Origin of the sequence: Streptomyces sp. CB02980 (assembly GCF_014451325.2) — a bacterium.
Lineage (GTDB): Bacteria > Actinomycetota > Actinomycetes > Streptomycetales > Streptomycetaceae > Streptomyces.
In genome coordinates, this window is record NZ_JACSCH020000006.1 from 391,008 (window position 1) to 413,943 (window position 22,936).

The following is a 22,936-nucleotide window of genomic DNA, read 5'->3' on the forward strand; positions in this document are numbered from 1 at the left end:
GGTTCACACCGGGTCCCCACCCGGTGTCGTGCACCGGGTCCCCACCCGATGCCATGGTTGTCGCTCAGGCCGCTCAATGCCTTTCGCTACAGGTCGTAGCGTAACTCTCCCGGGTGAGCCGAGGGGAGGGCGCGGACCGGATCCGTACGGTGAACTGCCTCACACGCCGCCCCTCTGGCGCACTACCTACCGGCGGGTATGGTCGACGTCCATGTGTAGCCGCACCAACCGCAGCAGCCGTACCGGACGCCCCCGCTCCGCCGAGGCCGACACGGCCATCCTGGAGGCGACCCGCGCGGCCCTGGTCGAGCTGGGTTGGTCCAAGCTCACGATGGGGGACGTGGCCGGCCGGGCCGGGGTGGCCAAGACGACCCTGTACCGCCGCTGGGCCAACAAGAGCGAGCTCGTGGTCGACGCCGTCGCCGTCCTCTTCGACGAACTCGAACTGCCCGACCTCGGTTCCCTCCAGGCCGACATCGAGAACGTCGTCCTCCAGTTCGCCGCCCTCCTCGAACGCCCCGAGACCAAGACGGCCCTGATGGCGGTGGTGGCCGAGTCGACCCGCGACGAACCGCTGCGCGAGCGCATACGGGCCTCGATCGTCGACCGGCAGAAGCGGCTCGTCCTGGAGGGCCGGATGCGGGCGCAGCGGCGCGGTGAACTCCCGGCGGACCGGGACCCGGTCGCGGTGGACGCCACCGACGACCTGATCTTCGACGTGATCGCGGGCGCCGTGGTGCACCGCGCGCTGGTGAGCGCGGAGCCGGTCGACGAGCCGTGGGTGGCGCGGCTCTCGGCGCTCCTGGTGGGCGGCCTGGCGGCGGCGGCCGCCGGGGGCTGAGGCCCGCACGCCTCAGGGGCGGTACGGGAGTTCCCGTACCGCCCCTGAGGCGTGACGCGCGGCAGGGCCGGCGCGCGAGGTGTGACGGAGGATCAGAAGCCCGGGGGCTCCGTGTAGACGCCCCACTCGTCCCGCAGCGCGTTGCAGATCTCGCCGAGGGTGGCCTCCGCGCGGACGGCGTCCAGCATCGGGGCGATCATGTTCGAGCCGTCCCGGGCGGCCGTCAGCATGGCGTCGATCGAGGCGCGGACCTTGGCGTCGTCACGGCGCTCCTTGCGCTCGCCGAGGACCCGGACCTGTTCCCACTCGACCTCGTGGCTGACCCGGAGGATCTCCAGGTCGCCGGTGACGGAGCCGTGGTGGACGTTGACGCCGACGACCCGCTTGTCGCCCTTCTCCAGGGACCGCTGGTACTGGAAGGCGGACTCGGCGATCTCGCCGGTGAACCAGCCGTCCTCGATGCCGCGCAGGATGCCGGAGGTGATCGGCCCGATCGGGTGCTGCCCGTCCGGGTGGGCGCGGCGGCCGCGCTCCTTGATCTGGTCGAAGATCTTCTCGGCTTCGGCCTCGATGCGGTCGGTGAGCTGCTCGACGTACCAGGAGCCGCCCAGCGGGTCGGCGACGTTGGCGACGCCGGTCTCCTCCATCAGCACCTGCTGGGTGCGGAGCGCGATCTCGGCGGCCTGCTCGCTGGGGAGCGCGAGGGTCTCGTCGAGGGCGTTGGTGTGGAGGGAGTTGGTGCCGCCGAGGACGGCGGAGAGGGCCTCCACGGCGGTCCGTACGACGTTGTTGTACGGCTGCTGGGCGGTGAGGGAGACACCGGCGGTCTGGGTGTGGAAGCGGAGCCACTGGGCCTTGTCGGTCGTGGCGCCGTACACCTCCTTCATCCAGCGCGCCCAGATCCGGCGGGCGGCGCGGAACTTGGCGATCTCCTCGAAGAAGTCGAGGTGGGCGTCGAAGAAGAAGGAGAGACCGGGGGCGAAGACGTCCACGTCGAGGCCGCGGCTGAGGCCGAGCTCGACGTAGCCGAAGCCGTCGGCGAGGGTGTACGCGAGCTCCTGCGCGGCCGTCGCCCCGGCCTCGCGGATGTGGTAGCCGGAGACGGAGAGCGGCTTGTACGCGGGGATGCCCTGCGCGCAGTGCTCCATCAGGTCGCCGATGAGGCGCAGATGGGGCTCGGGCTCGAAGAGCCACTCCTTCTGCGCGATGTACTCCTTGAAGATGTCGGTCTGGAGCGTGCCGTTGAGCACGGCCGGGTCGACGCCCTGGCGCTCGGCGGCGACCAGGTACATGCAGAAGGCGGGCACGGCGGGGCCGGAGATCGTCATCGAGGTGGTGACGTCGCCGAGAGGGATGTCCTTGAAGAGGACCTCCATGTCGGCGGCGGAGTCGATGGCGACACCGCAGTGGCCGACCTCGCCGAGGGCGCGGGGGTCGTCGGAGTCCCGGCCCATGAGGGTGGGCATGTCGAAGGCGACGGAGAGGCCGCCGCCGCCGGCGGCCAGGATCATCTTGTAGCGCTCGTTGGTCTGCTCGGCGTTGCCGAAGCCGGCGAACTGGCGGATGGTCCAGGTCCGGCCGCGGTAGCCGGTCGCGTGGAGTCCCCGGGTGTACGGGTACTCGCCGGGCCAGCCGATGCGTTCGAAGCCCTCGTAGGTGTCGCCGGGCCGGGGCCCGTAGACGGGCTCGACGGCGTCGCCGGAGAGCGTGGTGAAGTCGGCGTCCCGCTTGCGGGCCTTGTCGTAACGGGCCTGCCAGCGACGGCGGCCTTCCTCGATGGCGTCAGCGTCCATGCTTCGAATTTACTAGGACGTCCTAGTAAATGTCGATGGGAAACCCCCGCACATCAGTGCGGGGGTCCGTGTCAGGCCTCGACCGGCTCCGGCCGGGCGCCGCTGATCAGCGGCAGGGTCTCGGCGACGACCTTGCGCTCGACGAAGAACGCGGCGAAGGGAATGGTGCCCGAGACCAGGACCCAGAGCAGCTTCCCGAACGGCCAGCGGGCCTTGGAGCCCAGGTCGAAGGCGAAGACGAGGTAGATGATGTAGAGGACACCGTGGGCCTGGGAGACCGCGAAGGTCACGTCCTCGCCCATGTCGAACCCGTACTTGAAGACCATGCAGGTGCACAGCACGAGCAGCATGACGGCGGTGATGTACGCCATGACGCGGTAACGGGTCAGCACGCTGGATTTCATGCCGTCGAGCGTAACGGCACGTTCCGGGCGATCTTCGCGCGGGTCGGCCCTCGCGGCGCGAGCGCCTACTTCTCCTCGAAGTCGTCCGCCGCGACGCGCAGCGGACGCAGCATCGCGAAGATCTCGGCGCACTCCTCCGCGTCGTACGCGCCGAGCCCGAACTCCATCTCCATCAGGTCGCGGGTGGCCGCCTCGACCACCTCGCGGCCCTTCTCCGTGATGGAGGCCAGCGTTCCGCGGCCGTCGTTCGGGTTGGGCCGCTTGTCGACGAGACCGGACCTCACGAGCCGGTCCACCGTGTTCGTCACGGACGTGGGGTGGACCATCAGCCGCTCGCCGATCTTGGACATCGGCAGCTCACCGGCCTTCGAGAAGGTGAGCAGCACCAGGGCCTCGTACCGCGCGAAGGTCAGCCCGTACGGCTTCACGACGGCGTCGACCTCCGCGAGGAGGATCTGGTGGGCGCGCATGATCGAGGTGATCGCGGCCATCGAGGGCACCGGGCCCCAGCGCTTCTGCCAGAGTTCGTCGGCGCGGGCGATGGGATCGAAGGGAAGACTGAGCGGCTTCGGCACGCGTCGACCTTACCGACTGGTCACATGCCGGTCAGCCCCGTCTCGCCTTTCGGTCGCCGACCGCCCCGCCCGGCCCCCGTCTCCCCCGTCTTCCCCGTCGCCCCGGCGGCCCGCAGCTCGGCGGCGGCGGCGAGGAGGCAGACCGTGCCGAGGACGCCCGTGCCCGCGACGACCGCGTGCACGGGGGCGAACTCGGCGGCGATCCCGGCCCCGGCCATGCCGATGCCCTGGACGGTCATCATGCCCGCGGTCATCAGGGTCATGGCCCTCCCCCGCTGCGCCTCGGGGACGGCGGCGACGAACCAGGCGTCGAGCCCGAGGGTGTACGCGCCGGTGGCGCCCGCCAGGAAGAGGGCGGCGGCCGCGAGGGGCACGCCGGGCTCGGGGGCGTACAGGAGGTAGGGCAGGACACCGGTCACGGCGAGCGGCAGCACGATCCGGGAGCGGGTGACCGCGCCGAGGAAGGACCCGGCGAACAGCTCGCCCGTGATGGTGCCGACGGGCAGCGCGCACATGAGGAGCCCGAGGGCGGCGGTGGAGACGCCGATCTCGTCGGCGTACGGGGCGGCGAGCGCCTCCGGGACGACGGCGAAGAGCGGCGGAACCCAGAACATCAGCATCAGGGCCCGCACGCGCCGGTTCCGCAGCACCGCCCAGGTGCCGGAGAACCCGCTGTCCGCGGCCCCGGACGCCCGGGCCGGACGGCGGACGGTGCCGAGCCGGAGCAGCAGCGCCGAGACGAGGAAGGTGGTGGCGGTGACGGCGAGGGCGCCGCGCGGCGGGACGACGGTGAGCAGCACCCCGCCGACGGCGAAGCCGGTGAGGAGGGCGCTCTGGGAGACGATCCGCAGCAGGGAGCGGCCGAGGACGAAGAGGTCGCCCTCGCCGAGGATGTCGGCGAGGGTCGCCATGCGGGTGCCGTTGAAGACGGGCGAGACGACGGCGATGGCGCAGCGCAGCGCGAGCAGGACGGCGACGGGGGTGGCGGGGACGACCATGAGCGCGACGCAGCCGGCGCAGAAGAGGTCGCAGACGACGAGGATCCGGCGGGGCGGGAGCCGGTCGGTGAGCCCGGCGAGCAGGGTGCCGCCGACGAGGTAGGGGAGGAAGCCGAGGGCGAAGGTGAGGGAGGAGAGGAGCGGGGAGCGGGTGAGGTCGTAGACGAGCACGGTGAGCGCGAGCTCGCTGACGACGACCCCGAGCAGCGAGAACAGATGCGCCACGAAGACGACCCGGAACTCCCGCACCCGGAAGACCGCTCGGTAACCGGGGCCGGCCGACGCCTGGCCGACGGACGCGAGGCCGGCGGGGGCGGGGGCGGACAGGGGCGGGGGCAGGGGTGCGGCGGCGGTCGGCTCCGGTCCGGTTTCGGGCAGCGTGGTGGTGGGGTCGTCGTGCTTCGGCATGGCACGCAGCGTGCCGTCGGCGACGGGGTCCGCCCTAGACTTTCGGGCCCAGACGAATCTTCCGCTCCATCCCTCCGGAGGGCCCGTGCCGTACCACCTGCGTTTCGGCGGGGCCGACCCGCTGCGGATCCGGTTCGCGATCTCCCCGCTCTGGGAGACCCACTCCGCCGTGCGGGTCCTCGCCCGGCCCGGCAAGCAGGGCTACCACCTGCCGTGGATGCGGCGGATCGCGTCCGCAGCGCGGGATCTCGACCTCGGTCCGCTGCATCTGCTGATGCCGCTGCACGGGCACAGTCCGGACTTCCTCTATCCGCCGCCGCTGGGGCCCGCCGCCGCGTTCGAGGACGAGATCGCCGCGGTACGGGAGACCGATCCGGCGCTGGTCCTGGACGACTTCGAGCGGGCGCTCGCGGACACCCCGGGGGCGGCCGGGACGGCCGAGGGGCGGCGACTGCTCGCGGATCCCGCCGGGGCGGTGCTGCGGCTCGCGGAGCTGCTCCGGGTCGCGTGGGAGGCGCTGATCGCCCCGGACTGGCCCCGGCTGCGGGCGCTTCTGGAGGCGGACGTGGCGTACCACTCGCGGCGGCTCGCGGAGGGCGGGCTCGAACGGCTTCTGGGCGAGCTGCATCCGGCCTTCGCGTGGGACGCGGGGACCGCCACGCTCGAGGTCGCGTACCACGGTGAGCACATCCGTCCGCTGGACGGGCAGGGGCTCGTCCTGATGCCGTCGGTGTTCACCTGGCCGGACGTGGTGAGCGGTTTCGATCCGCCGTGGCAGCCGACGGTGGTCTATCCGGCCCGGGGGATCGGCGGGCTGTGGTCCGAGTCCGGGGACCGTACGCCGGAGGCCCTCGGGCGGCTCCTCGGCCCGGTGCGGGCGGACGTCCTGTGCGCGCTCGCCGAGCCCATGGGGACGACGGCGCTCTCCCACCTCCTGGGCCGGGCCCCGTCCACCGTCTCCGCGCACCTCGCGGTGCTGCGGGACGCGGGGCTGCTGACCTCGCGGCGGTACGGCCACCAGGTGCTGTACGAGCGGACCCCGCTGGGGATCGCGGTGTCACAGCCCGGAACCGGCTGACCGACATGCCACGATGGCCCGGATTGTCCCGCCGTCCGTACGAAGCGCCGTGCTCGCCGTACCCGACCCTGGGGGCCGGATGTCCCGCCGCACCGTCACCGCCGTCACCCTGGCCCTCGTCTCCGCGCTGCTCCTGACCGGGTGCGGCGAGGACGGGCCCCCGAAGGGCCCCGTCGGTCCGCCGTCCACGCGCGGCGAGGCCGCGGCCCCGGCGGGCGGCTCGGCGTTCTGGGTCGACCCGGAGAGCGACGCGGCCAGGCAGGTGCGTCGGTACGAGGCGCAGGGCAGGACGGAGGACGCGAAGATCCTGAGGCGGATCGCGGACCGCCCGGTCGCGGACTGGCCGGCCGGGGACGATCCCGTGCCGGAGATCACCCGCGCGGCACGGGGTGCGGCGGCGGAGGACCGGACAGCCGTGTTCGTCGCGTACAACATCCCGCACCGCGACTGCGGCATGTACTCGGCGGGCGGCTCGCACGACGCGCGGGCCTACCGGACCTGGATCGACTCCTTCGCCACCGCGCTCGGGGAGTCCTCGGCGATCGTCGTCCTGGAGCCGGACGCGGTGCCGCACCTCGTGGACGGCTGCACCCCGGCCCAGTACCACGACGAGCGGTACCGGCTGCTCGCCGGGGCCGTCGAGCGGCTCAAGCGGCAGCCCCGCACCCGGGTCTATCTGGACGCCGGCAACCCGGCCTGGATCGACGATCCGGCCAAGCTGGTGGAGCCGCTGCGCCGGGCGGGGGTGGCCGGCGCGGACGGCTTCTCGCTGAACGTCTCCAACTTCCAGACGAACGACACCGTGAGGCGCTTCGGCGCGACGCTGTCGGGGCTGCTCGGCGGCGCCCACTTCACCGTGGACACCAGCCGCAACGGCGACGGCCCCCTCCCGGGCGACCGGGCCGAGGCCTGGTGCAATCCGCCGGGCCGGGCCCTCGGCGTACCGCCCACGGACCGGACCGGCGACGACCTGGTCGACGCGTATCTGTGGGTCAAGCGCCCCGGCGACTCGGACGGCCCGTGCCGGGGCGGGCCGGCCGCCGGCACGTGGTGGCCGGACTACGCCCTGGGCCTGGCGCGCAGGGCGAAGTCGTAGGCCACGGGGGAGGCGGAGGGAGGCGGCCTCAGCCCACCTGGATCCACTTCGCCTCGGACGGGATGCCGTTCGCGTCGGTGACGAAGAGCATGTACCAGCCGGGCGGTACGAGGGTCCGGTCCTCCGGTACGTCGACGGTGACCGTCGTCCCGTTCTGGCTCCTCGTCAGGCCGAGCTCCACCGAGCGCTGTTCGACGTCGGTGGTGTGGGTGACGGCGCTGGGCCGCATGAGCCGGGCCTTGACGATCCGGCCGGCGTCCCTGGTCTTGAAGGTGGCGCGGCCGTTCTGGTCGAGTTCCTGCGGGCCCTCCCCCAGGACGGGCCGGTCGGTGCCGGCCTTGTGGAGGTAGGGCGGGGTGAAGACCTCGACGCGCTGCTCGAAGGTGCCGAGCCTGGTGTTGTCCTTGTCGTCGAAGAGCGGGTCGGAGCCGAAGGTGGCGACCCGGCCGTCGGGCAGCAGCAGCGCCTCGGAGTGGTAGTTGCGGCCGACGGTGGGTTCGGCGGCCTCGGTGAAGGCGTTGCTCCTCGGGTCGTAGAACTGCGCCTTGAGGATGTCGCTCCCGCTGCGGCCCCGGTAGTCCTCGGATCCGCCGGTGGTGAAGACGGTGTCGTCGGGCAGCAGGACGCTGCTGAGGTAGCGGGTGCCCTGCGGGAGCGCCGGCCCGTCGGTGAAGACGGGGCTGTCCTCGGACACGTCGATGATCGAGGTGCGGGCGGTCGACCTGGACGACTCGCCGACCCCGCCGCCGCCGAGGACCATGACCTTCTGGTGCTGGGCGGGGGGCAGGATCAGGGAGGAGGAGGTCTCCAGCCGGTCAGGGTCGGTGAGCCCGCCGAGCTTGGTGAAGGAGTTCTTCCTCAGGTCCCACAGGCCCGGTTCGCGGCCCTTCTCGGCGGGGCCGTAGCCGGCGTTGGAGCCGGTGTAGAGGAGCTTGCCGCCCTTGGTGAGGAAGAGGGAGGGGTAGGTGGGGAAGTAGCGGAAGGGGCCCTTGGACCACTTCTTGGTCTCGGGGTCGTAGATCTCGTTGTCGCCGGGGACGACGTCGCCGACGTCGTTGAGTCCGGAGACGGCGAGGACCTTGCCGTCCTCGAGGGTGACGAGGGTGGGGTACCAGCGGGCGTCCTTCATGGGGGCGACCGGGATGTACTTCTCGGCCTTCGGGTCGAACTCGTAGGCGCCCTTGATGCCCTGGAAGTCCTGCTTCTCGGTGGTGAGCTTCTGCGCGAGGCCGTAGACGTCGTCGGCGGCGTCGCCCTTGAGGCCGACGACCTCGTACTGCGCCGCCTCGGTGGTGAGGGCCTGCGGTCCCTCCTTGCGGGCCTCGACGAAGACCCGGGCCTCGGCGGCGGTGATCTTGGTCTTCCAGGGCTTCATCTGCCCGCTCTCGAAGTACGAGATCTCGAACTCGCGCTTGGCCTTGGGAACGGTGACGTCGGCCCTGGAGACGTACTCGACCCCGGACGGCGAGCGGAAGACGGTGCCCTTCCTGAGGGTGACCGCCTTGTCGGGGCTCTCGTTCTTGACCCGCATGCCGCCGCCGGCCTTCTTGACCTCGCCGTCGAGGATCTCGTACCGCGCGGTGCCGCCGGCGACGAGCAGCCGGCCGTCGGGGAGCTGGGTGTGGCCGGAGCAGAAGAAGTCCACGGGGGTGGGGATCTTCTTGAAGGTGTTCTTGACGGGGTCCCAGAGGACGGTCTCGAAGGTCCCCGCGTCGAAGTTCTTCTGGCTGTTGCCGGAGCCGGCGATCAGCAGCACCTTGCCGGTGTGCAGCAGGGCCGCGTGGATGGCGTTGATCCGGTACCGGTCGGGGACCGCGACCGTGGTCCAGGAGCCGAACCGCCGCTGGTAGCCGGGCTGGGCGATCTTGTACGCGTGGTACTTCTCCTCGGCGAAGGAGACGGCGGCGGGGGCGTTGAGCGCCGCGAGGACCAGTACCGCCGCACTGCCGAACAGGGTCTTCCTGAACTTCTTCGACGGCCGGTGGGCCATGGCTCAGTTCCCTCCGGTCGTCGTGGGGGCGGAGGTGACGGGGGCGGCCGGCGGCGGGGTGGCGGCCCCCGCGACGACCTCGGCCCCTTCGCGGGCGTGGGCCGTACCGCGGGCCCGAACGCGGGCACGGGCGTGCGCGCGGACACGGAGCGCGCGCCGTGTCCTGAGGGCCGTGAAGGTCCAGAGGCCGATCGGGGCGAGCGCGATGACCAGGGCGAGGAACGCCCAGGTGCGCATGGCCGCGTGGGTGTGCCCGAAGTGGACGGAGGCCGCGAGCGAGGCGATGAGGACCGCCGCCCAGAAGAGGTGGATACGGAAGGTCATGATCCGGTCGGGGCTCGCCTCGCCGCCCTTGGGCGTGACGACGAAGCGGCCGCGGGTGCGGAGGACCGCCGAGCCGAGGGACTTGAGGTAGATCGGAGCGGAGAACGCGGACATCGCCATGCCGGCGAGGCCGCCGGAGCCCTCGGGTTCGTGGGGCGAGACGTTGTGCCGCCGGTTCCAGAGGTAGAGGCCGATCTGGAGGGCGACGGCGTCGCTGTAGATCATCAGCCACACCGAGGTGGAGACCTGGGTTCCGGAGGCGCCGAACCAGAGGTAGAGGACGCCGCTGAGGACGCCGAGGAGCCAGTTGACCGCGGTCATCGGGTAGTAGGCGAGCATCAGGGTGTAGTTGAGGAAGCGGCCCGGCGGGGTGCGGAAGGGCGCCTTCCAGTACTGCTTGACGATCGTCTCGTACGTGCCCCGGGACCAGCGGAGCTGCTGGGCGAAGAAGTCCGTCCAGGAGGCCGGGCCCTCGCCGACGGCGAGGACGTCGGGGGTGTAGACGGAGCGCCAGTAGTGGCCGGTGCGCGGGTTCTTCCTGCGGTGCAGTTCGAAGCCGGTGGCCATGTCCTCGGTGACCGAGTCGTACAGGCCGCCGATCTGCTTGAGGGCGGAGATCCGGACGACGTTGTTCGTGCCGACGAACATGGGCGCGTGGTAGCGGTTTCCGGCGCGCTGGATGAGGGCGTGGAAGAGGAACTGCTGGGATTCGGCGGCCTTGGTGACGATGTCGGTGTAGTTGCCGTACACCTGCGGTCCGACGACGAAGGCGATGTCGGGGTCGCGGAAGTAGCCGAGCATCCGCTCCAGGAGGTCGGGGAGCGGGACGTGGTCGGTGTCGACGGAGGCGAAGTAGTCGTACGCGTCGCCGTGCATGGCGAGCCAGGCGTTGTAGTTGCCGTGCTTGGTCCTCGCCTTGTGGACGCCCTTCCCGCGGTTCCACTCGGGGACGCCGGCCCGGGTGAAGTGGCGTACGCCCAGCTCGGCACAGAGCGCCTTGGCCTCGGTGGAGTCGCCCTCGTCGAGGAGCCAGACGTCGAGGAGGCCGTCGTGCCGCAGCCGGGTGGCACCCTCCAGGGTGCCGCGGACCATGGTGAGCGGCTCCTTGCCCGGGACGTACGTGGTGAGGAAGGCGACGCGGGTGCCCTTCTCGGCGTACACGGGTATCGGGTCGCGGGCGACCATGGTGGCGTGGGCGATCGCCGTGACGTTCACCAGCATGAAGAAGCAGATGAGCCCGATCGACACGAGCATCACGGTGTCGAGGTGGACGAGCCGGCGGTCGCCGCCCTCGCGGACGGTCCAGTGGCTGGGCCAGACGAGATAGACGAGGAGCAGCGCCGAGAGGACCGGCGCGAGGGTCATCAGGAGGACGGCTCGTACGCGGTGCGGCTCCTTCGAGAGCAGACTCCGGTACCGCACCCGGTAGGTCTCGGGGTCCGGCTCCGTGAGCGGACCGGCGAGTCGGCTGTAGGTGTCGTAGTCGTAGGCTCCCGGCCGCACGGCGCCTCCAGCTGTCTTCGAACGGACCGATATCCCAACGAAAGGGGTAAACGATCGGCGTGTCGACTGGAGTAGTCCGAGTGGGTTGGTCTAGCGGGTACGGCCGCTCTGCCGCCGGAGCGTGTACGTGACGGCCTTTCTGGCGACGGGGTTCAGCTCCTCCACGGCGGCCATCAGGGCGCCCAGCTGCTCCAGGGCCGCGAAGGCCGCCTCGGCGCCCGCCGGGTCGACGCCCTCGTACAGTTCGAGGCCGACGAAGGAGGCGCCGACCGCGCGGGCGAGCCCGGCGGGGTCGGTGAACTCGGCGAGCGGGGTCCCCGCCAGGACCCGGACGAGCACCTGCTCGATCTCGGTGATCCACAGGTCGAGACCGGCGGCCGTGGCGGGCACCAGCCGGGGGTGCGCCTGCGCGCCGGCGAGCAGCTGCCCGAGGAAGGCGACATGGCCGGCCGCCCGCTCCTCCTCGTGCAGCTCGCGCCCGAAGGCGAGCAGCTCGGTGAGGCTGCCGACCGCGGCGAGCCGCTCGCGGTGCCGGGCGACCCGCTGCTCGGCGCCGTACCGGCAGGCCTCGGCGAGCAGCTCGTCGACGGAACCGAAGTGGTAGAAGACGAGGGCCTGGTTCACTCCCGCGGTGGCCGCGATGGCGCGGGCGGAGGCCTTGGTGATGCCCTGCTCGACAAGGGTCCGCAGGGCGCCCGCGAGCAGCTTCTCCCGGGTCTCCTGGCTGCGCGCGTCCTGCGCCCGGGGCTCCCCCGCCCGCCGGTCCTTCACTTCCCCGCTCATGCCCGTACCTCCTCGCGCACCGGGCGCAGCCCCGCGCGCACCCCCCGGGAGCGTACGTCCGCGTACTCGGCGGTGAACGACCCCTGGTACCCGAAGAGCGGACCGAAGTACCGGTTGTCCACCCGAACGTTGATGCGGAAGCGGCCGGTGCGCTCGTCGAAGGACTCGCGCACCTCGGCGCGACCCCCGATCAGTTCCGGGACGCGCACGTCCAACGGGCCCTCACGGAAGCGGTGTTCGCCGGAACGGATGAGGAGCGAGCCGTCGGGCTCGGCGGACATGTGCAGGTCGCTGGCGAGGTGCTGGTGGGTGCCGAGGTAGTCGAGGACGCAGTCGCGTTCGGGGCTGTGGACCATGGTGGCGTCGAAGCGCCGGGGCCCGCCGGGCAGGGCGAAGGTCCGGACGAAGGTGACGGTCTCGCGGCCGTACGAGTCCGCGTACGGCACGTTCTCGATGGTGAAGGGCACGTCGCGGCCGGTGCGGGGCAGCAGGATGTTCCGCAGCCCGCCGATCGCGAGGAAGGGCTTCACGAGGGCCCGGCCGTGCCAGATCCGGTCCATGACGCCCCGCCCGACGCACAGCTCCCCGCTCGCGAGCCCGACGGAGAAGCGCCGCTGGAGCTCGGGATGCAGGCGCTCGAAGGCCGCGTCCCCCATGGCCGTACGGAAGATCGAGGTCACGACTGCTCCAGGGCGGGCTCGGGTGCGGGCTTCGGGAAGAGCGCGGGTGCGGGCTTCGGGGCAGGCTCCGGCGAGGGCTCGGGCGCGGGCTTCGGGGCGGGCTCCCGGGTCGGCTCCAGGGTCGCGAGGAGACGGGGCTCCCGCGTGCGGGCGGGCGGGGTGCGCAGACAGCGCCGGGCGGCGGGCGTACGCGGCGAGGGCGGTACGAGCACGGCGAGGGCCAGCCCGAGGACGGTGAGCGGCACGGCGCCGAGCGAGAGGAGGCCGAGCGGCAGCGAGGCGACCGTCAGGGGTGCGGCCACGAGGAGGACCCGGGCGGCGAGTTCGAGGAGCCAGTGGGCGAGCGCGCGCTCGGGGGTGACGCCCCGCTCGCACCAGAGCCGCAGCCGGTCGAAGGACCAGGCGGTGGCCCAGCCCATGAGGGGCCGGAACGCGAGCCGGTCGGCGAGACGGCCGAGGCGGCCCCAGCGGGGCCGGTAGTCGTAGCCGGTGAGGAAGCGGACGCCGTCCGGGGTGGGGATGTAGCGCCAGTAGCCGCTGCCCTCCGCGAGGAGCGAGAGCGGGTGCGGCGAGGAGAACCGGAGTGCGGAGACCCGGTCGCCGCCGGCCCGGTGGCGCTCCCCCGCGGAGACACCGGTGCCGGCGACGACCAGGAAGGGCAGGACGCGTGTCGCGTACCGGAAGTGCTGGGGCTCGCCCTCGGCGCGCGGAAGGTACGCGATCTCCGTGAACCGCAGGTCCCACCGCTGATGGCGGGCGGGTTCCTGCGTGTGTTCCCAGAGCGTCTCCAGGTCCGCGCGGACCTGTGTCTCGATGTAGAGACCCATGGGGTGTTCTCCCAGCTCGTACGGCATTTTGAGCGACTGCTCAAAACTGCCCCGCGGCTGAAGGTAGCGGATTTTGAGCAGTCGCTCAAGACGGATCTCCCGGCACGACGAAGCCCCCGGTCCCACGGGGGGCCAGGGGCTTCTCGCGTACGGAGGAAGGCGGGGGGCTCAGCCCTCCAGGTGCCGCTCCACCGTGGCGACCTTGCTGTGCAGACCGTCCGTGACACCGGGACGGATGTCGACCTTCATGACCACCGAGACGCGCGGGGCCCGCGCCTCCACGGCGGCGACCGCGCGCTTCACGACGTCCATGACCTGGTCCCAGTCGTCGCCCTCGACGGAGGTGAACATCGCGTCGGTGCGGTTGGGGAGCCCGGACTCGCGGACGACCCGGACGGCGTCGGCGACGTACTCGCCGACCTCCTCCCCCACGCCCAGCGGGGTGACCGAGAACGCGACGATCACGCCTTCACCGCGCCTTCGGCGGCCGCGGCGCGGGCGCGGGAGGCGATGACCGCGTTCTCGGCCTCGCGCTTGAGCTTCCGCTCGGCGTAGAAGCCACCCAGGGGCAGCACGGAGAGGACGAAGTAGAGGGCGGCGGTCCCGAAGCTCCACTTGGTCCGGTTCCAGGCGTCCAGCCAGAACAGGACGTAGAGGATGAACAGCACTCCGTGGATCGCGCCCATGACCGGCACCGCGTTGAAGTCCGTCGTCCGCTTGAGCACCGAGCAGACCAGCAGGAGCAGGAACGAGACGGCCTCCGGCGCGGAGACGAGCCGGAGTCGGTGGAGGGAGGAAGCGGTCTTGATGTCCACGGAGGGGGTCACCTTCGTTCGATCTTGTGAACGGATGCACAAGGGCCCGTCCATTGTGCACGCCGACTTTGCTGTCTCTTTATCCGGGTCCCCAGTACCTTCAGCGGGTGGCAACGTTCCGACTCCAAGGCAGCAAGGTGCTCGCCGTCTCCATGACCGGCGACGGCGTCAAGGCGAAGAACGGCTCGATGGTCGCCTACGACGGCCAGATGGCGTTCAAGAAGATGAGCGGCGGCGGTGAGGGCCTGCGCGGCATGGTCACCCGCCGGCTCACGGGTGAGCAGATGGAGGTGATGGAGGTACGCGGCCAGGGGACCTGCTGGTTCGCCGACCGGGCCTCCGAGATCAACCTCGTCTCGCTCCACGGCGACAAGCTCTGGGTCGAGGCGAGCAATCTGCTCTGCACCGACGCGGGGCTGCGCACCGGCACCACCTTCACGGGCCTGCGCGGCGGGGCCACCGGCAACGGCCTCTTCACCACGACCGTCGAGGGCACCGGCCAGGCCGCGATCATGTCCGACGGCCCGGCGGTGGTGCTGCGGGTGACCCCGCAGTACCCGCTCCAGGTCGACCCCGGCGCGTACATCGCCCACCAGGGCAACCTTCAGCAGCACTTCCAGTCGGGTGTGACCTTCCGCACCTTCATGGGCGAGGGCGGCGGCGAGGCCTTCCAGATCCGCTTCGAGGGGGACGGCCTCGTGTACGTCCAGCCGAGCGAGCGGAACACGATCGGGGGCGACGTCTGATGCCGTTCCGCGAGATCAACTCGAAGATGGTCGAGGCGACCGTCGTCCCCGGGCAGCGGATGTTCAGCCAGCGCGGCGCGATGCTCGCGTACCGCGGCGACGTCACTTTCACGCCGAACACGGCGGGCGGTCAGGGCGGCGTGATGTCGATGATCGGCCGCCGGGTGGCCGGCGAGGCGACGCCGCTGATGACCGTCGAGGGCAACGGCACCGTGATGTTCGGGCACGGCGGTCACCACATCCAGGTGATCGGGCTGACCGGCGACACCCTGTACGTGGAGGCCGACCGTCTCCTCGCCTTCGACGGCGCCCTGGAGCAGGGCACCATGTTCATGGGCTCGCAGGGCGGGGTCATGGGCATGGTCCGCGGCCAGGTGACCGGCCAGGGCCTCTTCACCACCACCCTGAAGGGTCACGGCGCGGTGGCCGTCATGGCGCACGGCGGAGTCATCGAGCTGCCGATCACCCCGGGCCGCCCGGTCCACGTGGACCCGCAGGCGTACGTGGCCCACCACGGCGACGTACGGAACAAGCTCTCCACCGCGCTGGGCTGGCGCGACATGGTGGGGCGCGGCTCGGGCGAGGCGTTCCAGCTGGAGCTGAGCGGCAGCGGTGCGGTGTACGTGCAGGCCTCGGAGGAAAAGCTGTGACCGGTCCCGTGATCCACGACCCGACGACCCTGCCGTCGGACGACAACGTGAACCCGTACACCTTCTGCGTGGAGCTCAAGGGCTCCCAGTGGTTCCTGCAGAAGGGCAAGATGATCGCCTACTACGGGCGGATCGAGTTCAACGGCATCGGGCACGGGCGGCTGGACCGTCTGGTCCGGACGTCGTTCCACTCGCCCCTGCACGCGAGCGACTGGGTGGTGGCCGAGGGCAGCGGGAAGATGCTGCTGGCGGACCGGGCCTTCGACGTGAACTCGTTCGACCTGGACCAGGGCAATCTGACGATCCGTTCCGGCAATCTGCTCGCCTACCAGCCGACCCTCGCGCTGAAGCAGTCGATCGTGCCGGGCTTCGTGACGCTGATCGGCACGGGCAAGTTCGTGGCCGCGTCGAACGGCCCGGTGGTCTTCATGGAGCCGCCGATGCGGGTGGACCCGCAGGCCCTGGTCGGCTGGGCGGACTGCCCCTCCCCGTGCCACCACTACGACCACGGCTACATGACGGGCGTGATGGGCGGCGTCCGCGCGCTGACGGGCATCGGCGGCACCTCGGGCGAGGAGCACCAGTTCGAGTTCGTGGGCGCGGGCACGGTCCTCCTCCAGTCGACGGAGATCCTGATGGCGGACCGCGCGATCGGCGGCCCACCGGCCCAGCCGGGTGTACCGGGGGGCCATGGATCGCCCGGTTCCGGCCAGTCTGTGCAAGGCTCGGTACCGCGACTTCCCGGCCAGCTCGGTGACCTCCAGCGTCGCTTCGGTCTGTGAGCGGTAGTCTGCGGAGGGTGACGTCTTCGAACGCACGCTCCCAGATTTCGTCAAGTATTCAACTTCTTAGGTAGAATCCATATATGGAGACCGAGACCGCCACCCCGTGGCTCACCGACGCCGAGCAGTGTGCGTGGCGCACATTCCTGGACGTCCAGAGGATGCTGACGTACCAGCTGGAGCGGGACCTCCAGCCCTTCGGACTGACGATGAACGACTACGAGATCCTCGTGAACCTCTCGGAGTCGGCGGAACGGCGGCTGCGCATGAGCGACCTGGCCTCGGCCACGCTCCAGTCGAAGAGCCGGCTCTCGCACCAGATCACCCGCATGGAGAACGCCGGACTCGTCCGGCGCGAGAACTGCGAGTCCGACCGCCGCGGACTGTACGCCGTACTGACCGACGCGGGCATGGAGACCATGCACAAGGTCGCCCCGCACCACGTCGAGTCGGTGCGCAAGCACTTCATCGACCAGATCGGCCAGGACGCGCTCGGTGACCTGCGCGAGTCCCTGAAGCCGGTCGCGGACCAGCTGCGCGGCCGGCGCGGCAAGCCGTAGCGGCGGCCGCACCCGGCGGACCTGACGAAGTAGGGCCTCACCGGTCGTCCCGGTGAGGCCCTGATTCGTCGCTGCTCACCGGTCGTCCCGGTGAGGCCCTGATTCGTCGCTGCTCACCGGTCGTCCCGGTGAGGCCCAGATTCGTTACTGCTCGCCGGTCGTCCCGGTGAGGCCCTGATTCGTGCCTGCGGAGCCGTACGCCGCTCAGTTGCCCGTCAGGCTCGCGACCAGCTCGTCCGAGGCCGCGTACGGGTCGAGGTCGCCCGCCACGATCCGCTCCGCGAGCGCGTCCAGGCGCCGGTCGCCGTGCAGATCGCCGATCCGCTCCCGCAGGGCCGTGACCGCGATGGTCTCGACCTCGCGCGCGGCACGGGCCCGGCGGCGCTCCGCCAGGACCCCGTGCTCCTCCATCCAGGCGCGGTGCTTCTCCAGGGCCTCCACGACCTCGTCGATGCCCTCGCCGCGCGCCGCGACCGTCTTGACGATCGGCGGCCGCCAGGCGCCGGGGCCGCGTGCCTCGCCCAGGCTCAGCATGTGGTTGAGCTCGCGGGCGGTCGCGTCCGCGCCGTCCCGGTCGGCCTTGTTCACCACGTACACGTCGCCGATCTCCAGGATGCCCGCCTTCGCGGCCTGGATCCCGTCGCCCATGCCCGGCGCGAGCAGCACGACCGAGGTGTCGGCCTGGGACGCGATCTCGACCTCCGACTGCCCGACGCCCACCGTCTCCACGAGGATCACCTCGCAGCCGGCCGCGTCCAGGACGCGGATGGCCTGCGGGGCGGACCAGGCGAGACCGCCCAGGTGGCCGCGGGTCGCCATGGAGCGGATGTAGACGCCCGGGTCGGAGGCGTGGTCCGACATCCGGACCCGGTCGCCGAGGAGCGCCCCGCCGCTGAACGGCGAGGACGGGTCGACGGCCAGGACGCCGACCCGCTTGCCCGCCCGCCGGTAGGCGGAGACCAGCGCGGACGTCGACGTGGACTTGCCGACGCCGGGCGAGCCGGTCAGGCCCACCACGTACGCGCCGCCGGTGAGCGGCGCCAGCGTCGCCATGACCTCGCGCAGCTGCGGGGACGCCCCCTCCACGAGCGAGATCAGCCGGGCCACGGCCCGCGGCCTGCCCTCCCGTGCCTGGGTGACCAGAGCGGGGACGTCCACCATGTGCAGAGCTCCTTGCCTGACCTTGCCGAGGTGACTTACTTGCCGGCGACGCGGACGATCAGCGCGTCGCCCTGACCGCCACCGCCGCACAGGGCGGCCGCGCCGATGCCACCGCCGCGCCGCTTGAGCTCCAGGGCCAGGTGCAGCACCACACGGGCGCCGGACATGCCGATGGGGTGGCCGAGAGCGATGGCGCCACCGTTGACGTTCACCTTCTCGGGGGTAACGCCGAGGTCCTTCATTGACTGCACGGCGACCGCGGCGAAGGCCTCGTTGATCTCGATCAGGTCGAGGTCGTCGACGGTCAGGCCGTCCTTCTTGAGGGCGTGCAGGATCGCGTTGGACGGCTGCGACTGCAGCGAGTTGTCGGGGCCCGCCACGTTGCCGTGGGCGCCGATCTCGGCGATCCACTCCAGGCCCAGCTCCTCGGCCTTGGCCTTGCTCATCACGACGACGGCGGCGGCGCCGTCGGAGATCTGCGAGGAGGTGCCGGCGGTGATCGTGCCGTCCTTGGCGAAGGCGGGGCGGAGCTTGCCGAGCGACTCGACGGTGGTCTCCGCGCGGATGCCCTCGTCCTTGGAGAAGACGACCGGCTCGCCCTTGCGCTGCGGGATCTCGACCGGGGTGATCTCGGCCTCGAAGATGCCGTTCTTCTGGGCGGCGGCGGCGCGCTGGTGCGAGAGGGCGGCGATCTCGTCCTGCTCGGGGCGCTGGATGCCCAGGCGGCTGTTGTGCTTCTCGGTGGACTCGCCCATCGCGATGTTCTCGAAGGCGTCGGTCAGACCGTCGTACGCCATGGCGTCGAGCATCTCGATGGCGCCGTACTTGAAGCCCTCGCGGGACTTCGGCAGCAGGTGCGGCGCGTTGGTCATCGACTCCTGGCCGCCGGCGACGACCACGTCGAACTCGCCGGCGCGGATCAGCTGGTCGGCGAGCGCGATGGCGTCGAGACCCGACAGACACACCTTGTTGATGGTGAGCGCGGGGACGTTCATGGGGATGCCGGCCTTGGCCGCGGCCTGGCGGGCGGGGATCTGGCCGGCGCCCGCCTGGAGCACCTGGCCCATGATCACGTACTGGACCTGGTCGCCGCCGATGCCGGCCCGGTCGAGCGCGGCCTTGATGGCGAAGCCGCCGAGCTCCGCGCCCGAGAAGGACTTGAGCGAGCCGAGCAGGCGACCCATGGGCGTGCGGGCGCCCGCGACGATCACTGAGGTGGTACCGGTCGTTCCAGACATGAGGCACGGCCCCTAGGGATGAGAAGTGAACGAGGGTTTACCGCCAATGTACTGAGCGGCGGACCGCCGGGTCACCGGCCGGTCGGTGTGACGGCGCGCACGTTGCGTAACCACCGTCACAGCGCTGCACTGGAGGCATGCTGACGCGAATCGACCACATCGGGATCGCCTGTTTCGACCTGGACAAGACTGTCGAGTTCTACCGTGCCACGTACGGTTTCGAGGTCTTCCACTCCGAGGTCAACGAGGAGCAGGGCGTCCGCGAGGCCATGCTCAAGATCAACGACACCTCGGACGGCGGGGCCTCGTACCTCCAGCTCCTGGAGCCGACCCGGGAGGACTCGGCGGTGGGCAAGTGGCTCGCCAAGAACGGCGAGGGCGTGCACCACATCGCCTTCGGCACGGCGGACGTCGACGGAGACGCCGAGGACATCCGCTCCAAGGGCGTCCGGGTCCTCTACGACCAGCCGCGGATCGGCTCCATGGGCTCCCGGATCACCTTCCTGCACCCCAAGGACTGCCACGGCGTACTCACGGAACTGGTCACCTCGGCAGAGCCGTCGGCTGACCACTCCTCAGCGGAGCACTGACCTCCGGATTCCTGGCCCGGTAGAGTGGGCGACTCCGGGCCGGGGCCGGTCGGGGCCGCTCCGTGCGGCACCGTAGTCGGGATGTCGGGGTCGTCCGATCTGCCACGATTCCCCGGGGGTCCGTCCTCGGCCGTGAGGGCGGTGCTCGTTGGAGTGTTGCGACCAGGGGACGGATGGACCGCGCAGTGCGGGGCTACGAACGCCAGGAGAGCCACCGAGCTGAAGACGACCATCTCGCCAGGTTCGAAGCCGAGATGGACCGGCTGAAGACCGAGCGCGAGAAGGCCGTTCAGCACGCCGAGGACCTCGGATACCAGGTCGAGGTCTTGCGCGCCAAGCTCCACGAGGCGCGCCGCACCATCGCGTCCCGACCCGCCTACGACAGCGCGGACATCGGCTACCAGGCCGAACAGCTGCTGCGGAACGCGCAGGCGCAGGCCGAGCAGCTCCGCCAGGACGCCGAGCGCGAGCTCCGCGACGCCCGCGCCCAGACGCAGCGCATCCTCCAGGAGCACGCCGAGCACCAGTCCCGGCTCCAGGCCGAACTGCACAACGAGGCGGTCCAGCGCCGTCAGCAGCTGGACCAGGAACTCAGCGAGCGCCGGCAGACCGTCGAGGCGCACGTCAACGAGAACGTCGCCTGGGCCGAGCAGCTCCGCGCCCGTACGGAGTCCCAGGCCCGCCGTCTGATGGAGGAGTCCCGCGCGGAGGCCGAGCAGGCGCTCGCCACCGCCCGCGCCGAGGCCACCCGGCTCGCCGAGGAGACCAGCCGGCGCGTCGGCTCCGAGGCCGAGGCCGCCCGTGCCGAGGCCGAAGCGATTCTGCTGCGCGCCCGCAAGGACGCCGAGCGGCTCCTCGGCGCCGCCTCCAGCCAGGCGCAGGAGGCCACCAGCCACGCCGAGCAGCTCCGCTCGACCACCACCGCCGAGACCGACCAGGCCCGCCGTCAGGCCACCGAGCTCTCCCGCGCCGCCGAGCAGCGCATGCAGGAGGCCGAGGAGAAGCTGCGCGTCGCGCGCGCGGAGGCCGAGAAGGCCCTCACCGAGGCCAAGGAGGCCGCCGCCAAGCAGCTCGCCACCGCCGAGTCGGTCAACGAGCAGCGCACCCGCACCGCGAAGGCGGAGATCGCCCGGCTGGTCGGCGAGGCCACCAAGGACACCGAGGCGCTCAAGGCCGAGGCCGCGGAGAAGCTGCGCGAGGCGACCGCCGAGGCGGAGAAGCTCGTCTCCGAGGCCTCGGAGAAGGCCCGTACGGTCGCCGCCGAGGACTCCGCCGCCGCGCTCGCCAAGGCCGCGCGCAACGCCGAGGAGATCCTCACCAAGGCGTCCGACGACGCCCGGGAGACCACCCGCAAGGCCTCCGAGGAGGCCGAGCGGATCCGCCGCGAGACCGAGGCGGAGATCGACCGGCTGCGCTCCCAGGCCGAGGAGCAGGCGGACGAGCTGCTCGGTTCGGCGAAGGACGACACCAAGGAGTACCGCGCCAAGACGGTCGAGCTGCAGGAGGAGGCCCGCCGGCTGCGCGGCGAGGCCGAGCAGCTGCGCGCCGAGGCCATCGCGGAGGGCGAGCGGATCCGCGGCGAGGCCCGCCGCGAGGCCGTCCAGCAGATCGAGGAGGCGGCCAGCAGCGCCGAGGAGCTCCTCACCAAGGCCCGTACCGACGCCGACGAGATGCGGACGAAGGCCGGCGCCGAGAGCGAGCGGGCCAAGTCCGAGGCCATGGAGCGCGCCCAGACGCTCCGGACGCAGGCCGAGGAGACCCTGGAGCGGACCCGCGCCGAGGCCGAGCGGCTGCGCGCCGAGGCCGAGGAGCAGGCCGAGGCGGTCAAGGCGGCGGCCGAGGAGGCCGCGGCCGGGCTGCGCGCCGACGCCGAGCGGGCCGCCGAGGCCCGCCGCGCCGAGGCCGCCGAGGAGCTGACCCGGCTGCACACCGACGCCGAGGCGAAGGTCGTGGCGGCCGGGGAGGAGCTCACCGACGCGCGTGCCGAGGGCGAGCTGATCCGGCGCGAGGCCGCCGAGGAGACGGAGCGGCTGCGGACCGAGTCCGCCGAGCGCATCCGTACGCTCCAGGAGCAGGCCGAGCAGGAGGCCGAGCGGCTGCGCGCCGAGGCCGCGTCGGACGCGTCCACCACGCGTACCGATGCCGAGAGCGCCGCCGGCCGGCTCCGCAAGGAGGCGACCGAGGAGGCCGAGCGGCTGCGCTCGGAGGCCCAGGAGACCGCCGACCGGGTACGGGCCGAGGCCGCCGCCGCCGCCGAGCGGGTGGCCACCGAGGCCGCCGAGGCGCTGGCCGCCGCGCAGGAGGAGGCCGTCCGGCGTCGCCGGGAGGCCGAGGAGACGCTCGAGTCGGCCCGTTCCGAGGCCGGCCGGGAGCGCGAGCACGCCCGCGAGCAGTCCGAGGAGCTTCTCGCCGCGGCCCGCAAGCGCGTCGAGGACGCGCAGGTCGAGGCGCAGCGCCTGGTCGAGGAGGCGGACGCGCGGGCGACCGAGATGGTCACCGCGGCCTCGCGAGCCGCCCAGGAGGTACGGGACTCGGTGGCGGGTCTGCGCGAGCAGGCCGAGGAGGAGATCACCGGGCTGCGCAGCGCAGCCGAGCACGCGGCCGAGCGGACGCGTTCCGAGGCGCAGGAGGAGGCGGACCGGGTCCGCGCCGACGCGTACGAGGAGCGGGAGCGGGCGTCCGAGGACGCCGCCCGCACGCGGACGCGTGCGCAGGAGGAGACGGACGCCGCGAAGGCGCTGGCCGAGCGGACGGTCGCCGACGCGATCGCCGAGTCGGAGAAGCTGCGGACGGACACCGCCGAGTACGCGCAGCGGGTACGCACCGAGGTGACGGATTCGCTCGCCGCGTCCGAGCAGGACGCGGCCCGCACCCGGGCCGACGCCCGCGACGACGCGAACCGGATCCGTTCGGAGGCCGCCGAGCGCGCCGAGTCGGTCGTCGGAGAGGCCCGTACGGAGGCGGACCGGATCGCCGCCGAGGCGGAGCAGGTCCTGGACGAGGCCCGTCAGGCGGCGGACAAGCGCCGCAGCGACGCCGCCGAACAGGCCGACGCACTCCTCGCCGAGGCGACCTCGGAGGCCGAGCGGCTCAC

Annotated in this window: 22 protein-coding genes; 9 read left to right on the top strand and 13 right to left on the bottom strand. The window is 71.9% G+C overall.

The genetic code is table 11. The annotated features are described in order from the left end of the window. Positions 1-211 precede the first annotated feature (211 nt). Positions 212-841 (top strand): TetR/AcrR family transcriptional regulator, encoded by a 630-nt coding sequence (locus E0F75_RS16135; protein WP_187623202.1) that lies wholly within the window; start codon positions 212-214, stop codon positions 839-841. 92 nt (positions 842-933) lie between these two features. Here the strand turns inward: E0F75_RS16135 and E0F75_RS16140 are convergent, their stop codons facing one another. From E0F75_RS16140 to E0F75_RS16155, 4 genes are all read right to left on the bottom strand, one after another. Further along, the gene (locus tag E0F75_RS16140) at positions 934-2,634 is read right to left on the bottom strand and encodes a methylmalonyl-CoA mutase (RefSeq protein WP_187623203.1); all 1,701 of its coding nucleotides are present in this window, start codon (positions 2,632-2,634) and stop codon (positions 934-936) included. A gap of 71 nt (positions 2,635-2,705) precedes the next feature. Continuing rightward, the gene (locus E0F75_RS16145) at positions 2,706-3,038 is read right to left on the bottom strand and encodes a DUF3817 domain-containing protein (RefSeq protein WP_187623204.1); all 333 of its coding nucleotides are present in this window, start codon (positions 3,036-3,038) and stop codon (positions 2,706-2,708) included. Between the two features lie 65 nt (positions 3,039-3,103). Then, a complete protein-coding gene (locus E0F75_RS16150; protein ID WP_030321172.1) occupies positions 3,104-3,613 on the bottom strand; it encodes a MarR family winged helix-turn-helix transcriptional regulator in 510 nt (169 codons plus the stop codon). Between the two features lie 20 nt (positions 3,614-3,633). Continuing rightward, entirely contained in the window at positions 3,634-5,019 is a 1,386-nt protein-coding gene (locus E0F75_RS16155; RefSeq protein WP_187623205.1) for an MFS transporter, read from the bottom strand. 85 nt (positions 5,020-5,104) lie between these two features. Between E0F75_RS16155 and E0F75_RS16160 the strand changes: the two genes are divergently transcribed. Together E0F75_RS16160 and E0F75_RS16165 are read left to right on the top strand one after the other, a co-directional pair. Continuing rightward, positions 5,105-6,097, top strand: coding sequence for a DUF5937 family protein (locus E0F75_RS16160; protein ID WP_187623206.1), 993 nt, complete (start codon positions 5,105-5,107; stop codon positions 6,095-6,097). Between the two features lie 79 nt (positions 6,098-6,176). Continuing rightward, positions 6,177-7,193, top strand: a complete 1,017-nt coding sequence (locus E0F75_RS16165; RefSeq protein WP_187623207.1) for a glycoside hydrolase family 6 protein — start codon at positions 6,177-6,179, stop codon at positions 7,191-7,193. Between the two features lie 28 nt (positions 7,194-7,221). Here E0F75_RS16165 and E0F75_RS16170 read toward each other — a convergent pair whose 3' ends face one another. The 7 genes from E0F75_RS16170 to E0F75_RS16200 form a co-directional block, all read right to left on the bottom strand. Next, positions 7,222-9,183, bottom strand: coding sequence for a kelch motif-containing protein (locus E0F75_RS16170; protein WP_187623208.1), 1,962 nt, complete (start codon positions 9,181-9,183; stop codon positions 7,222-7,224). 3 nt (positions 9,184-9,186) lie between these two features. After that, the gene (locus tag E0F75_RS16175; RefSeq protein ID WP_187623209.1) at positions 9,187-11,010 is read right to left on the bottom strand and encodes a glycosyltransferase family 2 protein; all 1,824 of its coding nucleotides are present in this window, start codon (positions 11,008-11,010) and stop codon (positions 9,187-9,189) included. Between the two features lie 90 nt (positions 11,011-11,100). After that, complete coding sequence (locus tag E0F75_RS16180) at positions 11,101-11,793, bottom strand: TetR/AcrR family transcriptional regulator (protein WP_187623210.1); 693 nt, start codon at positions 11,791-11,793, stop codon at positions 11,101-11,103. Further along, positions 11,790-12,473, bottom strand: coding sequence for a DUF4166 domain-containing protein (locus E0F75_RS16185; protein ID WP_187623211.1), 684 nt, complete (start codon positions 12,471-12,473; stop codon positions 11,790-11,792). Before E0F75_RS16185 ends, E0F75_RS16180 begins: the two co-directional genes overlap by 4 nt. Beyond that, a complete protein-coding gene (locus tag E0F75_RS16190) occupies positions 12,470-13,300 on the bottom strand; it encodes a hypothetical protein (RefSeq protein WP_187623212.1) in 831 nt (276 codons plus the stop codon). The genes E0F75_RS16185 and E0F75_RS16190 overlap by 4 nt, the downstream gene beginning before the upstream one ends. A gap of 168 nt (positions 13,301-13,468) precedes the next feature. Continuing rightward, the gene (locus E0F75_RS16195) at positions 13,469-13,765 is read right to left on the bottom strand and encodes an MTH1187 family thiamine-binding protein (RefSeq protein ID WP_187623213.1); all 297 of its coding nucleotides are present in this window, start codon (positions 13,763-13,765) and stop codon (positions 13,469-13,471) included. Continuing rightward, on the bottom strand, positions 13,762-14,115 hold the full coding sequence (locus E0F75_RS16200) for a DUF3817 domain-containing protein (RefSeq protein WP_187623214.1): 354 nt from the start codon (positions 14,113-14,115) through the stop codon (positions 13,762-13,764). The genes E0F75_RS16195 and E0F75_RS16200 overlap by 4 nt, the downstream gene beginning before the upstream one ends. Positions 14,116-14,222: 107 nt before the next feature. Here E0F75_RS16200 and E0F75_RS16205 point away from each other — a divergent pair, with 107 nt between their 5' ends. From E0F75_RS16205 to E0F75_RS16220, 4 genes are all read left to right on the top strand, one after another. Then, positions 14,223-14,861: an AIM24 family protein gene (locus E0F75_RS16205; RefSeq protein WP_187623215.1), complete on the top strand. Its 639-nt coding sequence runs from the start codon at positions 14,223-14,225 to the stop codon at positions 14,859-14,861. Beyond that, positions 14,861-15,511: an AIM24 family protein gene (locus E0F75_RS16210; RefSeq protein WP_187623216.1), complete on the top strand. Its 651-nt coding sequence runs from the start codon at positions 14,861-14,863 to the stop codon at positions 15,509-15,511. The genes E0F75_RS16205 and E0F75_RS16210 overlap by 1 nt, the downstream gene beginning before the upstream one ends. Then, complete coding sequence (locus E0F75_RS16215; protein ID WP_187623217.1) at positions 15,508-16,293, top strand: AIM24 family protein; 786 nt, start codon at positions 15,508-15,510, stop codon at positions 16,291-16,293. Before E0F75_RS16210 ends, E0F75_RS16215 begins: the two co-directional genes overlap by 4 nt. Before the next feature lie 83 nt (positions 16,294-16,376). Then, positions 16,377-16,853 carry a MarR family winged helix-turn-helix transcriptional regulator gene (locus tag E0F75_RS16220; protein ID WP_187623218.1) on the top strand — a complete coding sequence of 159 codons (477 nt, stop codon included), beginning with the start codon at positions 16,377-16,379 and terminating at the stop codon, positions 16,851-16,853. A 204-nt stretch (positions 16,854-17,057) separates the two neighbouring features. Here the strand turns inward: E0F75_RS16220 and meaB are convergent, their stop codons facing one another. Further along, positions 17,058-18,014: a methylmalonyl Co-A mutase-associated GTPase MeaB gene (gene meaB / locus E0F75_RS16225; RefSeq protein ID WP_187623219.1), complete on the bottom strand. Its 957-nt coding sequence runs from the start codon at positions 18,012-18,014 to the stop codon at positions 17,058-17,060. A 35-nt stretch (positions 18,015-18,049) separates the two neighbouring features. Further along, a complete protein-coding gene (locus tag E0F75_RS16230; protein WP_187623220.1) occupies positions 18,050-19,252 on the bottom strand; it encodes an acetyl-CoA C-acetyltransferase in 1,203 nt (400 codons plus the stop codon). Positions 19,253-19,389: 137 nt separating this feature from the next. On the opposite strand from E0F75_RS16230, the gene mce reads away from it, so the two are divergent. Together mce and scy are read left to right on the top strand one after the other, a co-directional pair. Next, positions 19,390-19,842, top strand: a complete 453-nt coding sequence (gene mce / locus E0F75_RS16235; RefSeq protein ID WP_055602101.1) for a methylmalonyl-CoA epimerase — start codon at positions 19,390-19,392, stop codon at positions 19,840-19,842. A gap of 185 nt (positions 19,843-20,027) precedes the next feature. Continuing rightward, positions 20,028-22,936 (top strand): polarized growth protein Scy (scy, locus tag E0F75_RS16240; protein WP_308189582.1); only part of this gene is annotated, 2,909 nt, incomplete at its 3' end.

Excerpts from the sequence above, each read along its gene's own strand:
- E0F75_RS16135 (WP_187623202.1), top strand. The coding sequence starts at position 212 with ATGTGTAGCCGCACCAACCGCAGCAGCCGTACCGGACGCCCCCGCTCC.
- E0F75_RS16140 (WP_187623203.1), bottom strand. The coding sequence starts at position 2,634 with ATGGACGCTGACGCCATCGAGGAAGGCCGCCGTCGCTGGCAGGCCCGT.
- E0F75_RS16145 (WP_187623204.1), bottom strand. The coding sequence starts at position 3,038 with ATGAAATCCAGCGTGCTGACCCGTTACCGCGTCATGGCGTACATCACC.
- E0F75_RS16155 (WP_187623205.1), bottom strand. The coding sequence starts at position 5,019 with ATGCCGAAGCACGACGACCCCACCACCACGCTGCCCGAAACCGGACCG.
- E0F75_RS16165 (WP_187623207.1), top strand. The coding sequence starts at position 6,177 with ATGTCCCGCCGCACCGTCACCGCCGTCACCCTGGCCCTCGTCTCCGCG.
- E0F75_RS16170 (WP_187623208.1), bottom strand. The coding sequence starts at position 9,183 with ATGGCCCACCGGCCGTCGAAGAAGTTCAGGAAGACCCTGTTCGGCAGT.
- E0F75_RS16180 (WP_187623210.1), bottom strand. The coding sequence starts at position 11,793 with ATGAGCGGGGAAGTGAAGGACCGGCGGGCGGGGGAGCCCCGGGCGCAG.
- E0F75_RS16190 (WP_187623212.1), bottom strand. The coding sequence starts at position 13,300 with ATGGGTCTCTACATCGAGACACAGGTCCGCGCGGACCTGGAGACGCTC.
- E0F75_RS16210 (WP_187623216.1), top strand. The coding sequence starts at position 14,861 with ATGCCGTTCCGCGAGATCAACTCGAAGATGGTCGAGGCGACCGTCGTC.
- E0F75_RS16220 (WP_187623218.1), top strand. The coding sequence starts at position 16,377 with ATGGAGACCGAGACCGCCACCCCGTGGCTCACCGACGCCGAGCAGTGT.
- meaB (WP_187623219.1), bottom strand. The coding sequence starts at position 18,014 with ATGGTGGACGTCCCCGCTCTGGTCACCCAGGCACGGGAGGGCAGGCCG.
- E0F75_RS16230 (WP_187623220.1), bottom strand. The coding sequence starts at position 19,252 with ATGTCTGGAACGACCGGTACCACCTCAGTGATCGTCGCGGGCGCCCGC.
- mce (WP_055602101.1), top strand. The coding sequence starts at position 19,390 with ATGCTGACGCGAATCGACCACATCGGGATCGCCTGTTTCGACCTGGAC.